The organism is Stenotrophomonas maltophilia group sp. Smal32, from assembly GCF_030237085.1.
GTDB classification, from domain to species: Bacteria; Pseudomonadota; Gammaproteobacteria; order Xanthomonadales; family Xanthomonadaceae; genus Stenotrophomonas; species Stenotrophomonas maltophilia_Q.
Window position 1 is genome coordinate 19,627 of sequence record NZ_JASJSI010000016.1, and the last position, 14,551, is coordinate 34,177.

Consider the following 14,551-nt stretch of genomic DNA (forward strand, 5'->3'; position numbering starts at 1 on the left):
CGGGCGCTCGTTCAGAACGAGCGCATCAGGGAAATGAAGGCCGACGACTGTGTGCCGCGTCGTGCCATCGGGCTGTCCTTCACTGCATCGCCGAACCACTGGTTGGCAACCACACCGGTCGCGCGCCACTTCGTGCCCAGCGGCGTGCTGACGGCGATCTGCAGGCTTGGCGATGTCGTGCTGCCCGGCTGGTAGGCGGCCAGTCCGGAGCGCAACGCTTCCTCATCGCTGATGCCGTAGTAGTAATCCAGCAAGCGTGCGCTGGAGTGCACCACGCCCACCTTGGGGAGCCAGGTGAAGCGGCCGGCCTGGATCTGATAGCTGTAGTGCAGGCGCGATTCGAAACCGCCGCCGTGGCCGGTGATCTCACGCATCACCCCGGCTTCGACGATGCCCCAGTCGGCGCTGTATTCGCCGTTGATGCCGGCCATGGCCGACATCTGCCGGCTGTGCAGGCGGCGCAGCTGCGGATCATTCACGTCATCGGTCTTGAAGCGCAGCGTGTAGGGCGTGACCGCCGTCGAAAGGCGCAGGCCCTGGCCCTTGTACAGATACATCCCCAGCGAGCCGGGGCTTGCGAAGAAGCGCTGGCCCTGCCAGGCAATGGACGGGACCACCAGCGGCTTGACGTCGTAGTGCGCATACGCGCCCGAGGTTGCGCCAGCACTCATGCCGGCCTGCACGCCCGGGTTGCGGTCGGCGGCCTGCGCGAACACCGGCAGGCCGAAGGCAGCGGAGAACAGCAGCGGGCGCAGCAGGGTCGGGGACAGTGACGGCATCGATCAGCGACTTTGCAGGGGATGGCTGCGCATGGTGGGGGAGCAACATTGTCAGAACATTGCGTCGGCGCATCCGGCAGGCCGAAGCGGAAAAAGTGGGCGCCAGGCACTATGATCGGCACCGTTTCCGGAAGCCGAGCCCCCGATGCGCATCCTCCTGGTCGAAGACGATCCTGATCTGTCCCGAGCCCTGCAATCGGGACTGGAGCGGCAGGGCGTGGTCGCCGATGTGGTTGGTTGCCTGGCCGAAGCCGCCATCGCGCTGCGCGAACCCGTGCACCAGCTGATGCTGCTCGACCGCCAGTTGCCTGATGGCGATGGCGCGGGCTTCGTTGCCGTTGCGCGGGCCCTGCGCCCGAACCTGGCGGTGATCATGCTGACTGCCAAGGGCACGCTGTCGGACAAGGTCGAGGGCCTGGATGTCGGCGCCGATGACTACCTGGTCAAGCCGGTGGCGATCGAGGAACTGATGGCGCGCATCCGTGCGGTGTCGCGGCGGCCCTCTGCGATGGTGACACCCAGCCTGCGACTGGGCCGGCTGGAATTCGATTTCGAATCGCTGCAGGCGCAGGTCGATGGCCAGCTGCTGGCGCTGCCGCGGCGGCAGGTGCTGGTGCTGCAGGCGCTGGCGATGCGGCAGGGACGCACCGTCACCCGCAGTGCGCTGGAGGCAGCAGTGTACGGCTTCGATGACGAGATCCAGTCCAATGCACTGGATGCGCATATCTCCAAGCTGCGCAAGGCGCTGCAACAGGCGGGGGCCGGCGTGGAGATCCATGTGATCCGCGGTGTCGGCTACCTGCTGGCGGAGGCCTGAGATGGCACGTCCGATCCGTTCCATCACCCTGGGCCTGGCCTGGCGCCTGTTCCTTGCACAGGCCTTCACCGTGCTGTTCGCGGTGGTCGCGTTGATCCTGACCTGGGGTGACAAGGACACCTGGGGCATGGACATGTTCATGGCCGAGGCAGTGGCCAAGGCGGTGCACAGTGAGGGTGGCCGGCTGGTGCTGGACCAGGCGCGCTGGGAAAAGCTCGATGCCAGTGCAGGCGGCAACCTCTGGTTCGCGGCAGTCGACGACAAGGGTGCCTGGCTGGAGCGCGGCACGATTCCGGCGATCCACGCGCCGCTGCTGGCGCGGTTGCCGACGCTGGGCGCGACCGAACTTGGTTCTCTGGTGCCGCCGTACCTGGATGTGGCGCGGGTGATGATCCGCAACGAAGAGGGGCGCCGCATCACGGTGATGGTCGGTGGCGCTCCAAAGGGCGGGTTGCTGGATGGCGCGCTGATGGTGCTGCGCCTGATCGGCCTGTGGTTCTTCCTGCCGTTGATCGTGGTCACGCTGCTTGTGATGCCGACGGTGATCCATCGCGCGATGCGCGGCGTGCGCCGCTCCGCGCAGCAGGCCAAGGAACTGGACATCGGCCAGCCGGGCGCGCGCCTGGATGCGCAGCTGGTGTCGACCGAGGTCGCACCACTGGTGGAAGCGTTCAACGATGCGATCGACAAGGTGCAGCAGGGCTATGCAGCACGCGACAAATTCCTCGCCGATGCCGCGCATGAGCTGCGCGTGCCGATCGCGGTAGTGCAGGCGCGCCTCTCGCAGCTGCCGCAGGGTGAACTGAAATCGCAGTTGCTGACCGATGTCGCCCGCCTCGGCAACGTGGCCGAGCACCTGCTCGACCTGCAGCGGCTCGACCGCAATGTCGGCGCGCTGCAGCGGCTGGACCTGGCGTTGCTGGTGCGCGAGGCGGCCGCCGATCTGGCACCGCTGGTGGTCGGCGCCGGTTATGGCTTCGAGGTGGATGCGCCGGAGTCGCCCGTGTGGATCCATGGCGACAGCCTGGCGCTGGGGCGGGTGATCGCCAACCTGGTGCACAACGCCATCGTCCATGGTGGCGGGCGCGGCATCATCTGCGTGCGCCTGGATGCACGCGGCCTGCTGGAGGTCAGCGACCAGGGCGCCGGCATTCCGGTCGGTGACCGCGAAGCGATCTTCGAGCCCTTCCACCGCCTGCGAGCAGCCGGCAGCGGCAGTGGCCTGGGCCTGCACCTGGTGAAGGAAATCGTGCAGCACCACGGTGGCTCGGTCAGCGTCGGTGAAGCGGCGGGCGGCGGCGCCAGCTTCAGGGTCAATTTCCACCGCGGTACCGTACGGCGCTGACAGGCACACGGGGAAAGGCCCGATAGGCAGCCTGCCACCTCCAGCGGCAGGCTGGGGGAATGGTTCCCGATCGCTCCGCCCCGGCCCTGTTTGGCTTTGGCTGCGCCGCAGGCCTGGTGCTGGGGGCGCTGGCCTGCGTGCAGATGCCGATGCTGCTGCCGCTGTGGCTGAGCGTGCCGATGGCGGTCGCCGGCGCCAGCGGCTGGCTGCTGCGCTGGCGCGGCCGTGCGTGGGGCGCGATCCTGCTCGGCCTGGCATGGGCCACACTGCACGGGCACTGGGTCCTGCACGGCCAACTTGCGCCCGGCGCGCCGCCGCAGGATGTGCAGGTGCGGGGCCGGGTTGCCGACCTTCCGCAGCAGGGGCCCGGCTACACGCGTTTCGTGCTGCATGTCGAAGATGCCGACGCGCTTCCATCGCTGCGTGGCAAGCGCCTGCAGGTCACCTGGAACGATCCGTGGCGCGGCCCTCCGCAAGGTGGTCCGGATGCTGGACGCCATGGGGTTCGCGCCGGGGCGTACTGGGAACTGTCGTTGCGCGTGCGGGCGCCGCGTTCACGGATCAATCCCGGTGGCTTCGATGGCGAGCGCCACGCCGTGCTGCGGGGCATCTCCGGCAATGCCTCGGTGCGTGATCCGGCAAGTGCACGCGAGTGGCTGCCGGCGCAGGGCCTGCAGGCCTGGCGGGAACGCAGCAGTGCCGCGATCGCCGTGCAGGTGGCACATCCTGCCACACGGTTCGTGCAGGCGCTGGCACTGGGCGATACCCGTGGCCTGTCCGATGCCGACTGGGAACACCTGCGCGCGTTGGGCCTGACCCATCTGGTCGCCATTTCCGGTTTCCACGTGGGCGTGGTCGCGGGCTTCGGCGTGCTGCTGTGCCGCCTGTCGTGGTGGCTGTGCCCGCTGCTGGGACGGTACTGGCCACGGCCGCAGGCCGCCGCATGTGGAGCGGCGCTTGCCGCAGCCACCTATGCGGTAGCTGCGGGTGGTGCACTGCCGACGGTGCGCGCGGCGTTGATGATCGGGCTGGTCGCACTGGCCAGGGCCGGACGTCGCCCGGTCGGTGCAGGGCAGGGGCTGGCGTTGGCCGCGATGGTGATGCTGCTGCCGGCGCCGCTGTCGGTGCTCTCGGCTGGATTCTGGCTGAGCTTCGGCGGCGTGCTGTGGCTGCTCTGGTGCCTGCCGAGGACGGGGCCGGAGGGCATCGGTGGTGGGCTGCGCGGGTTCCTTGCCGCGCAGGGTGTTGCCAGCCTCGGCCTGCTGCCGCTGTGCGTTGCGCTGTTTGGCGGGACCGCGCGGCTGGGGCCGCTGGTCAATCTGCCGATCATCCCGTGGTGGACGATGCTGGTTGTTCCGCTGTCGCTGCTCGGTACCGGCCTGCACGTGCTGCATGACGGCGCGGGGCGTTGGGCCTGGCGCGCCGCGGCCTGGCTGTTCCAGCTCAGCTGGGAGGCCCTGCAGCCGTTGGCGTTGCATCCGCAGGCGATGTGGTGGCTGGCCGAGGCGCCACGCTGGGCGGTACCGGTGGCCTTGCTGGGCGTGTTCTGGTGGCTGCTGCCGCGCGGTGCCGGCGGTGGCCTTGCTGGCCTGCTGCTGTGCCTGCCACTGCTGTGGCCGGCACGGCATGCCCCTGCCGACGGCGAGCTGGAGCTGCTGGTGCACGATGTGGGCCAGGGCACGGCGGTGCTGGTGCGCACGGCCCGGCACGCGCTCTGGTACGACGTTGGACCGCCGACCGGTGGTGACGGCAACGAGCGGATCCTGGTTCCGGCGTTGCGTGCGCTCGGTCAGGGGCCACCGCAGCAGGCGATGCTCAGCCATGACCACCTGGATCACATCGGCAGCCTGCCCGGCCTGCGCCGGCAGCTGGCCGGGCTGCAACTGCTGGCGCCGCCCGGCAGCACCATCGCCGGGGCTGCCCCGTGCCAGCTGGGGATGCGCTGGCAGTGGGATGGGGTCGATTTCCAGGTCCTGCACCCCGCGCCGGGCAGCCGGCAGGCCGAAAACGAAGACAGCTGCGTGCTGCGCATTGCCAGCCGCCACGGCGTGGTGCTGCTTCCCGGCGATATTGGTCGACCGGCCGAGGGGGCGCTGCTGCAGGCGTATCCGCACGCGCTGAAGGCGGACGTGGTACTGGTGCCGCACCATGGCAGCGGCGGCAGCTCCAGTGCGCCGTGGGTTGCGGCGGTGGCGCCGCGGCTGGCGGTGGTCTCGGCCGGGCACCGGAACCGCTTCGGCCACCCGCGCCAGGAGGTGGTCCAGCGCTGGCAGGCGCAAGGCGCGGAAGTGCTGGCCACGGCCGACTCCGGGGCGATCCGCGTATGGCTTGGCGCACAAGGCCTGCAGCTGCGTGAACAGCGCATCCATGCATCCCGGTGGTGGGATGCCGCTGGGCGGGCGCGGTCGGCTGCTATCCTATCGCCGATCGAACAAGCGGCCGTTGGGCCGGAGGGTTGAAACGTGTGGGAACTGGTCAAGGCCGGTGGCTGGCCGATGGTGCCGCTGCTGCTGTTGGGCGTACTGGCTTTGGCGATCATCCTGGAGCGTTTCTGGTCCCTTCGGCGGACTGAAGTGCTGCCGCCCGGCCTCGGCCAGGAAGTGCGCAACTGGGCCGCTCGCGGCAAGCTCGACCCTGCCCACCTGCAGACCCTGCGGGCGAACTCGCCGCTGGGGGCGCTGCTGGCTGCCGCACTGGAAGCCCGCAACCGCCCGCGCGACCAGATCCGCGAGCGCATCGAAGACACCGGCCGCCACCTGGTGCACCGCATGGAGCGATTCCTGAACGCACTGGGCACCATTGCCTCGGCGGGCCCGCTGCTGGGCCTGCTCGGCACGGTGATCGGCATGATCCAGATGTTCCTGGGCATCCTCGACCACGGCGTGGGCGATGTGAACCAGCTGGCCGGCGGCATCGGCAAGGCGCTGGTGTGCACCGCCACCGGCATGATCGTGGCGATCCCGGCGCTGATGTTCCATCGCTACTTCAAGGGCCGCATCCACGGCTACGTGGTGGAGATGGAGCAGGAAGCCAGTGCCCTGCTGGATACGCTCGACGGCCGCCCCGGGGTGATGAACCCGGCCCCGGCCGCGCGCCAGGCCGGCGCCGCCACGGCGAAGGCCTGATCGATGCGTATCGGCAACGACCGATCCCAGGATGAGCCGCATATCGACCTGGTGCCGCTGATCGACGTCATCCTGGTGCTGATCATCTTTTTCGTGGTCACCACCACCTTCGACGCGCGTTCGACGCTGCAGGTGCAGCTGCCGACCGCCAGCCAGCAGCAGACCAACGAGCCGCCACGCTCGCTCAGCGTGCTGATCAACGCCGAAGGCCGCTACTTCATCAATGACCAGGAAGTGCTGCGCAGCGACGTCGAGTCGGTCAAGCAGACCATCGCCGCCGTGGCCGGCAGCGATCGCGAGCAGACCGTGCTGCTGCGCGCCGACGCACGCACTCCCTACCAGGCTGTGGTGACCGCGCAGGACGCGCTGGGTCAGCTCGGCTTCCGCCGTATTGCCATTGCAACAGCACCCGAGGTGCGTCCATGAGTTCCAATCACGCGCCGGTGTGGCCGATCTACAAACGCCTGCTGGGGTACACCCGCGCCTACTGGGTGTTCATGGTGGCCGCGGTCATCGCCATGGTGGTCGAAGCCCTGGCGGGCTACCACTTCACGAAGTTGATGGAGCCGCTGGTCAACCGTGGTTTCGTCAACCCGGAACCGCGCATGGCGGTGATCCTGCCGCTGACCATCCTCGGCCTGTTCCTGATGCGCAGCCTCGCCACCTGGGTGAGCGACTATGCGCTGGCCAAGACCGGCCGCAGCGTGGTGCGCGACCTGCGCGAACAGGTGCTGGCCAAGTACCTGCACCTGCCGTCCTCGCACTTCGATACCGAAGCGACGCCGGTGATGGTCAGCCGCCTGAACTTCGACACCGAACAGGTCACCCAGGCCAGTGCCGACGCACTCAAGACCGTGGTCGCCGACACCCTGACCATCATCGCCATGCTGGCGGTAATGCTGCAGATGAGCGTCAAGGTCACCGTGGCCATGCTGGTGGTGGTGCCGCTGATCGGCGTGATCGTGTCCTACGTGGGCAAGCGCTACCGCCGCATCAGCCGCGGTATCCAGGACGGCATGGGGTCGATGGCGCAGACCGCCGAACAGTCGCTGGCGGCACAGCAGGAAGTGAAGGTGCACGGCACCCAGCAGCATGAGATCTCGCGCTATTCGCGCCTAGCCAACCGCATGCTGGCGCTGAACATGAAGGTGGAAGTCACCCGAGCGGCGGCGTCCAGCGTGGTGCAGTTCCTGGCCGCACTGGCGCTGGCGGTGATCGTCTGGGTATCGACCCGCGAAGCGCTGGCCGGCCGCCTCAATGCCGGCCAGTTCATGGGCCTGATGACCTCGATGATGGCCATCATTCCTTCGCTGCGCCGCCTGACCAGCGTGCAGACCTCGATTTCGCGCGGCGTGGCCGCCGCAGAGCGCCTGTTCGGCATCCTCGACATGCAGGTGGAGCGTGACGAGGGCCGCAACAACGTGCAGCGCGTGCGTGGCGAGCTGGCCTTCGACCACGTCATGCTGCGCTACCGCGAGGACAGCGGCATCGCCCTGGACGACATCAGTTTCGTGGCCAAGCCGGGTACGGTCACCGCCATTGTGGGTCGTTCCGGCAGTGGCAAGACCAGCCTGATCCGGCTGGTGCCGCGCTTCTATGAGCCCAGCGGTGGTGTGATCACCCTCGATGGCGTCGCGCTGGATGACTATCCGTTGGCCGACCTGCGTCGGCAGGTGGCGATGGTCGGGCAGAAGGTCATGCTGTTCGATGACACCATCGCGGCCAACATCGCCTATGGCATGGAAGCGAGCGAGGAGCAGATCCGTGCGGCGGCCGAAGCAGCCAATGCGTGGGAGTTCATCGCGCGCATGCCGCAGCAGCTGCAGACCCCGGTCGGCGAGAATGGCGCGCTGCTGTCCGGCGGCCAGCGCCAGCGCCTGGCGATCGCCCGCGCGATCCTGCGTGACGCGCCGATCCTGATCCTCGACGAAGCCACCGCCGCGCTGGACAACGAATCCGAGCGACTGGTGCAGGACGCGCTGCAGCGCCTGATGCCCGAACGCACCACGCTGGTGATCGCGCACCGCCTGTCGACCATCGAGCATGCCGACCTGGTGCTGGTGATGGACCACGGCCGCATCGTTGAACGGGGCACCCACAAGGAGCTGCTTGCCATGGGTGGCCTGTACCAGCATCTGCACAGCATGCAGTTCCGCGAAAGGCAGGACTGATGGCTGGCAAGGGTACCCAGACCCCGCCGTACTGGTACGACGGCAGCCCGGTTCCGTGGGCGATGCGCCTGCTGGCACCGTTGTATGCCGGCGTCACCGCGCTGCGTCGCCGCGCTTATCGGCGCGGCTGGCGCAAGCGCTACACGCTGCCGGTGCCGGTCATCGTGGTCGGCAACATCACCGCCGGTGGCACCGGCAAGACACCGCTGACCATCGCCCTGGTCCAGCGCCTGCGCGCGGCCGGCTGGAAGCCGGGCGTCGCCAGCCGTGGCTATGGCCGCGAAGACGCCGACAAGCCGCTGTGGGTGCAGGCCGACACGCCAACTGCCAAGGGCGGTGACGAACCGGTGCTGATCGCCTGGAAGACCGGCGTACCGGTGCGCGTGGACGCCGACCGCGTGGCCGCAGGCAAGGCACTGATCCAGGCCGGCTGCGATGTGATCGTCTGCGATGACGGCCTGCAGCACTACCGGCTGGCGCGCGACATCGAGATCGAAGTGGTCGATGCCCAGCGGCGCTACGGCAACGGCCGGATGATTCCCGCCGGACCGCTGCGCGAGCCGGTCAGCCGTGCCGGCGAATGCGATTTCCGTGTGGTCAACCTGGGCCAGGCCGATGAGGAAACCGCGGCCCAGGCCTGCGGTTTCGGCCAGTGGCCGATGGCCCTGCACATCGACAGTGCGCAGCCGTTGGCCGGTGGCCGCGCGCGCCCGTTGTCGTACTTCAAGGGCCAGCGTGTTCATGCGGTGGCGGGCATCGCCCATCCACAGCGCTTCTTCGACATGCTGCGCGCGCGTGGCATCGGCGTGGTCCCGCATGCCTTCGCCGACCACCAGGCCTACCAGCCGCAGGATCTGTCCTTCGGTAGCCAGCTGCCGGTGCTGATGACCGAGAAGGACGCAGTGAAATGCCGCGCGTTCGGCAACGATTGGCATTACGCGGTGCCGTTGCGTGCCGAACTGCCTGCTGCGTTCTGGGTGGCGCTGACTGACCGCCTGGACAAGCTGCGACCGAACTGAGTGGCGCGGCGGCGCTTGCATTCACGCGCCGCCGGCCGCACCCCCGTTGTAACGAGCCTGCCGAGTATCGCCCCATGACTGAATTCGTTGTCGCCATTCCGGCCCGCTATGCCGCCTCTCGCCTGCCGGGCAAGCCGCTGCGCCTGCTGGGCGGTGAGCCGCTGGTGCTGCACGTGGCGCGCCGCGCGCTGCAGGCCGGCGCTGGCGAGGTATGGGTTGCTACCGACGATCAACGCATTGCCGACGCGCTGTCCGGGCTGGCCGAGGTGAAGGTCGCGATGACCGCCACCTCGCATGCCTCTGGTACCGACCGCCTGGCCGAGTGCGCACGCATCGCCGGCTGGGCCGACGACACCGTAGTGGTCAACCTGCAGGGCGACGAACCGTTCGCGCCTGCGGCCGGCATCCGTGCGGTGGCCGAAGCGTTGGTCGGCGGCAGCTCGCCCATGTCGACCCTGGCCACGACCGTCGAGGACGCGCAGACCCTGTTCGACCCGAACGTGGTGAAGCTGGTACGCAACGCACGCAAGGAGGCGATGTACTTCAGCCGTGCACCGATCGCCTGGCACCGCGATGGCTTCGCGCGCAGCCGCGACGCGCTGCCGGAAGGCCATGCCTGGCTGCGCCACATCGGCATCTACGGCTACCGCGCCGGTTTCCTGCAGCAGTTCGCCGCGATGCCACCGGGCCAGCTGGAGCAGGTCGAATCGCTGGAGCAGCTGCGTGTGCTGGAGGCGGGTTACCCGATCAGCGTGGCGATCTCGCCGGAGCCGTTCCCGCCGGGTATCGACACGCCCGAGGACCTGGAGCGTGCCGAAGCGTTGCTGCAGACGCTGGCCGCGCGATGAGGCTGCTGGTCGTCTGCCTCGGCAACATCTGCCGTTCGCCGATGGCCGAAGGTGCGCTGCGCGCACGCCTGGACGCTTCACCGCTGGCGGGGCGGGTGCAGGTGGATTCGGCCGGCACCGGCGACTGGCATGTCGGCGAGCCGCCGGACCGGCGCGCGATCGCCTGCGCGGCCGGGCACGGCGTGGACATCGGCGGCCTGCGTGCGCGCCAGCTGCACGCCTCGGATTTCGACCGTTTCGACTGGATCCTGTGCGCCGACGAGGCGAACCTGCGGGATGCGGGACGCTTGGTGGCACCTGCCCAGCGTGAGCGGCTGGCGCTGTACCTGCCCTGGTCGGGCGGGGAGGGGCAGGTGGCCATCCCGGATCCCTACACCGGCGGCAGCGATCACTTTGAACAGGTCTGGACGCTGGTCGACAATGCTGCAAAACGTGCAGTGGCACGACTGTTGCATGACGCCGACTCCGGCATAATCGGGCCATGAACGTCCAGCCCGTCCCGGACCTGCCCGAGTTCGCCACCTGGCTCAATGCCGCCCCCTGCACCCTGACCGAACTGCGCGGTCGGCCGGTGGCCCTGTTGTTCGTCAACGCCGCTTCTGCCTGGAGCGCGCAGCGCCTGGCCGAATTCGGCCAATGGCTGTCGCGTCACCCTGGCATGCTGCAGCCACTGGTGTTGCAGGTACCCCGCTTCGATTTCGAGCGTGACGCCGGCGCCGCACTGAAACTGCTGCGTCGCCAGGGGCTGTCAATGCCGGTCCTGCTCGATGCCGACTGGGATGGCTGGCGTCGCTTCGGCATTACATCGTGGCCGACCGTGGTCCTGCTGGACGCGCAGGGTCGCGAACAGCAACGGCTGGTCGGGCTGGGTGCTCCGGGAGACCTGGAGCGTGCGTTGAATGCGCTGTGCCACGGTGCGCCGTCGGCACCGCCGCGCGGCGGTGCCGAGCTGCATCCGGAGCCGCGCCAGGCACTGCGTTTCCCGCTGGGCCTGGCGGTCAGCACCGAACGCCTGTACATCGCCGACAGTGGCCATCACCGCATCCTCGAATGCAGCCACGGCGGGCGCATCCTGCGCCAATTCGGGCTGGGGACGGCCGATTTCATGGACGGCAACCTCGCCGAAGCGGCGTTCCATCGCCCGCAGGCGCTGGTGCTGGAGCGCGATGCGCTGTACGTGGCCGACACCGGCAACCATGCCGTGCGCCGCATCAACCTGCTGACCGGCATCGTCGACACGCTGTGCGGCAATGGCCGCCCCGGCGCGCCGGTGGAGGGCCCAGTCGTGCAGGCGCGGCAGGTCTCGCTGGACCACCCGGTCGGCCTGGCCATCGCCGACAACCAGCTGCACATCGCCATGGCCGGCGACAACCGCATCTGGAGCTACCACCTGGGTCAGCGCAGCCTGCAGTGGCGCGCCGGCAGCGGTGCCATCGACGAGCGTGATGGCAGCGGCCACCTGGCCGCATTCGCACAACCGACTGCACTCGCCGTGGTGCAGCAGGTGCTGTACGTGGCCGATGCGCTGGGCTCCTCGATCCGTGCACTGCAGCTGCGCGGGGATCTGGTGCAGACGCTGGTCGGGCAGGGTCCCTGGCGTTTCGGTGACGAAGATGGCCCGCGCGCGCAGGCCAGCCTGCAGTTCCCACAGGCGATCGCGCTCAGTCCGGATGCGCCGCTGCTGTGGATTGCCGACACCGGCAACGGCCGCCTGCGCACGTTGCGCCTCGGCGGCGGTGAGTTGACCACCCAGCCGCTGCCGCGGCGCCTGCATGGCCCGGCCGGCCTGACGGTGGGTGCAGGCGCGGTGTGGATCGCTGAGACCGACGCCCACGCCGTGCTGCGTTTCGATCCCGACAGTGGCGTGCTCAGCGAAGTATCGATCAGCGAATGACCGACGTTCCCGCCCCGGCCTTCGACGGCAAGGCCTTCGCGGCCCAGCTCAGCACCGCCCCCGGCGTGTACCGCATGTACGCCGCCGACGACACGCTGCTGTATGTCGGCAAGGCGCGTGCGTTGCGCAACCGCGTCGGCAGCTATTTCAACGGCAGCCCGAAGAATGCGCGGATCATGTCGATGATCTCGCAGATCACGCGCATGGACGTGACCGTGACGCGCTCGGAGGCCGAGGCGCTGCTGCTGGAAAACCAGCTGATCAAGTCGCTGTCGCCGCGTTACAACGTCTCGCTGCGCGACGACAAGACCTATCCGCATGTGCTGCTGACCCGCGAGGACTGGCCGCGCATCGCCCTGCATCGCGGCCCGCGCGCCATTCCCGGGCGCTATTTCGGGCCGTATCCCGGCGTCACTGCGGTGCGCGAAACCCTTAACCTGATGCACAAGCTGTTCAAGCTGCGCAGCTGCGAGGACAGTGTGTTCCGCAACCGCTCGCGGCCGTGCCTGCAATACCAGATCGGCCGCTGCAGCGCGCCCTGCGTGGAGCTGGTGGCGCCTGCCGAGTACGCCGAATCGGTGCGTCGCGCCGCGCTGTTCCTGGAAGGCAAGAGCGACGAGCTGACCCGCGAGCTGGGCGAGCAGATGCAGGCCGCCAGCGAGGCACTGGAATTCGAGCAGGCTGCGCGCCTGCGTGACCTGATCTCCTCGCTGCGCAGCATGCAGACCCGCCAGTACGTGGATGGCCGCGCCGCCGACCTGGACGTGCTGTCGGTGGCCATGCAGGGCTCGCAGGCCTGCGTGCTGCTGCTGGCCTTCCGTGATGGCCGCAACCTCGGCACCCGTCCGTTCTTCCCGCGCACCAATGGCGAGGAAAGCCCCGAGGAAGTGCTGGCGGCGTTCGTCTCGCAGTACTACATCGAATTCGAGCCGCCGCGCGAGATCCTGCTGGACCGCGAGATTCCCGATGCCGACCTGCTGGTCGCCGCGCTGTCCGCGTCGGCCGAACGCAAGGTGCAGCTGAAGTGGAACGTGCGCGGCGAGCGCGCCGGCTACGTGGAACTGGCCAGCCGCAACGCGCAGCTGACGCTGGCCACTGAACTCAACAGCCGCAATGCGCAGCACGCGCGCAGCGATGCGCTGCGCGACATGCTGGGCCTGGCCGAGCCGGTCAAGCGCGTGGAATGCTTCGACATCAGCCACACCTTGGGCGAGGCCACCGTGGCGTCGTGCGTGGTGTTCGATGCCGCCGGCCCGGTGCGCGCGCAGTACCGCCGCTTCAACATCAGCGGCATCGAGCCGGGCGATGACTACGCCGCCATGCGCCAGGCCATCGACCGCCGCTTCCGCCGTGCAGTGGAAGAGCAGGGTGTGCTGCCGGACGTGCTGCTGATCGACGGCGGCGCCGGTCAGCTGGCACAGGCGCAGGCCGCGCTGGCCGACCTGGGCGTGGAAGGCGTTCTGCTGGTGGGCGTGGCCAAGGGCGTGGAGCGCCGCGCCGGCCACGAAGCGCTGGTGATGCCCGACGGCCGCGAGCTGCGCCCCGGCGCGGCCAACCCGGCGCTGCAGTTCATCCAGCAGGTGCGCGACGAGGCCCACCGCTTCGCCATCACCGGCCACCGCGGCCGCCGCCAGAAGGCGCGGATGACCAGCAAGCTGGAGGACATCCCCGGCATCGGGCCGCGCCGCCGTGCCAGCCTGCTCAAGCATTTCGGCGGCCTGGTGGGCCTGAAAGCCGCTGGCGAAGCGGAAATCGCCAAGGTGGAAGGCATCAATGACGCCCTCGCGGCACGTATCTACGCTAACCTGCACGGGTTGGCCACGCCTGATGCGGCCGAGTAGAGAGAGAAGCACGCAAGCATGAAGTTGACCCTGCCCACCTGGCTGACGTTGTTGCGGATCGTGATGATCCCGGTGCTGGTGCTGGTGTTCTACCTGCCCTACACCTGGACCAACTTCGCTTCGGCGGCGATCTTCGGCCTGGCCGCGATCACTGACTGGCTCGATGGCTGGATCGCCCGCCGCTACCAGCTGGAGTCGGCCTTCGGCGCCTTCCTCGACCCGGTCGCGGACAAGCTGATGGTGGCGGTGGCGCTGTTCCTGATCGTGCAGGGCCACCCGACGCCGTGGATGGCGTTCTGGGCGGCGGTGATCGTCGGTCGCGAGATCGCGGTGTCGGCGCTGCGCGAATGGATGGCCGAACTGGGCCAGCGCGCCAAGGTGCGCGTGGCGATGATCGGCAAGGTCAAGACCACCGCGCAGATGGTCGCGCTGCTGTGCCTGCTGTATTCGGTGGCGCCGAACGTGCCGGTGGAAGACATCTGGATGGGCTGGCCGGTGTTCCACATCGGCGACTGGACCCTGGCCATTGCCGCAGTGCTGACGTTGTGGTCGGGCCTGCAGTACCTGCACGCCGCCTGGCCGAGCCTGCGCGAAGACGAACGCGCCGCACGCGAGCGCTCGCGACAGAAGAAGCTGGGCAACTGAGGCACGGGGTCGGATCCACGCATGGCGTGGATACGTGGTGCAAGGCGCCTCCCAGACCCTGAAAAAA

The 14,551-nt window shown here is 68.8% G+C and carries 13 protein-coding genes; 12 read left to right on the forward strand and 1 reads right to left on the reverse strand.

Annotated elements, in window-relative coordinates; genetic code table 11:
- Nucleotides 1-11: 11 nt before the first annotated feature.
- The gene (locus QRO91_RS05945; protein ID WP_197620513.1) at nucleotides 12-779 is read right to left on the reverse strand and encodes a MipA/OmpV family protein; all 768 of its coding nucleotides are present in this window, start codon (nucleotides 777-779) and stop codon (nucleotides 12-14) included.
- Nucleotides 780-924: 145 nt separating this feature from the next.
- Here QRO91_RS05945 and QRO91_RS05950 point away from each other — a divergent pair, with 145 nt between their 5' ends.
- From QRO91_RS05950 to pgsA, 12 genes are all read left to right on the forward strand, one after another.
- A complete protein-coding gene (locus QRO91_RS05950) occupies nucleotides 925-1,596 on the forward strand; it encodes a response regulator transcription factor (RefSeq protein ID WP_033833867.1) in 672 nt (223 codons plus the stop codon).
- 1 nt (nucleotide 1,597) lies between these two features.
- A complete protein-coding gene (locus QRO91_RS05955; RefSeq protein WP_049432522.1) occupies nucleotides 1,598-2,941 on the forward strand; it encodes a HAMP domain-containing sensor histidine kinase in 1,344 nt (447 codons plus the stop codon).
- 59 nt (nucleotides 2,942-3,000) lie between these two features.
- Complete coding sequence (locus tag QRO91_RS05960) at nucleotides 3,001-5,400, forward strand: DNA internalization-related competence protein ComEC/Rec2 (protein ID WP_197650935.1); 2,400 nt, start codon at nucleotides 3,001-3,003, stop codon at nucleotides 5,398-5,400.
- Nucleotides 5,401-5,403: 3 nt separating this feature from the next.
- A complete protein-coding gene (locus tag QRO91_RS05965) occupies nucleotides 5,404-6,066 on the forward strand; it encodes a MotA/TolQ/ExbB proton channel family protein (protein ID WP_049432517.1) in 663 nt (220 codons plus the stop codon).
- A gap of 3 nt (nucleotides 6,067-6,069) precedes the next feature.
- Entirely contained in the window at nucleotides 6,070-6,492 is a 423-nt protein-coding gene (locus QRO91_RS05970; protein WP_004152323.1) for a biopolymer transporter ExbD, read from the forward strand.
- Nucleotides 6,489-8,237 carry a lipid A export permease/ATP-binding protein MsbA gene (msbA, locus tag QRO91_RS05975; RefSeq protein ID WP_049432515.1) on the forward strand — a complete coding sequence of 583 codons (1,749 nt, stop codon included), beginning with the start codon at nucleotides 6,489-6,491 and terminating at the stop codon, nucleotides 8,235-8,237. Before QRO91_RS05970 ends, msbA begins: the two co-directional genes overlap by 4 nt.
- The gene (gene lpxK / locus QRO91_RS05980; protein WP_197650934.1) at nucleotides 8,237-9,256 is read left to right on the forward strand and encodes a tetraacyldisaccharide 4'-kinase; all 1,020 of its coding nucleotides are present in this window, start codon (nucleotides 8,237-8,239) and stop codon (nucleotides 9,254-9,256) included. The genes msbA and lpxK overlap by 1 nt, the downstream gene beginning before the upstream one ends.
- Nucleotides 9,257-9,330: 74 nt before the next feature.
- A complete protein-coding gene (gene kdsB / locus QRO91_RS05985) occupies nucleotides 9,331-10,104 on the forward strand; it encodes a 3-deoxy-manno-octulosonate cytidylyltransferase (RefSeq protein ID WP_100443625.1) in 774 nt (257 codons plus the stop codon).
- The gene (locus tag QRO91_RS05990; RefSeq protein ID WP_049432508.1) at nucleotides 10,101-10,589 is read left to right on the forward strand and encodes a low molecular weight protein-tyrosine-phosphatase; all 489 of its coding nucleotides are present in this window, start codon (nucleotides 10,101-10,103) and stop codon (nucleotides 10,587-10,589) included. The genes kdsB and QRO91_RS05990 overlap by 4 nt, the downstream gene beginning before the upstream one ends.
- On the forward strand, nucleotides 10,586-11,998 hold the full coding sequence (locus tag QRO91_RS05995; RefSeq protein ID WP_049432506.1) for a nhl repeat protein: 1,413 nt from the start codon (nucleotides 10,586-10,588) through the stop codon (nucleotides 11,996-11,998). Before QRO91_RS05990 ends, QRO91_RS05995 begins: the two co-directional genes overlap by 4 nt.
- Nucleotides 11,995-13,839, forward strand: coding sequence for an excinuclease ABC subunit UvrC (gene uvrC / locus QRO91_RS06000; RefSeq protein WP_049432503.1), 1,845 nt, complete (start codon nucleotides 11,995-11,997; stop codon nucleotides 13,837-13,839). The genes QRO91_RS05995 and uvrC overlap by 4 nt, the downstream gene beginning before the upstream one ends.
- Before the next feature lie 18 nt (nucleotides 13,840-13,857).
- Nucleotides 13,858-14,484 carry a CDP-diacylglycerol--glycerol-3-phosphate 3-phosphatidyltransferase gene (gene pgsA, locus QRO91_RS06005; protein WP_010486073.1) on the forward strand — a complete coding sequence of 209 codons (627 nt, stop codon included), beginning with the start codon at nucleotides 13,858-13,860 and terminating at the stop codon, nucleotides 14,482-14,484.
- The last annotated feature ends 67 nt before the right edge of the window (nucleotides 14,485-14,551 follow it).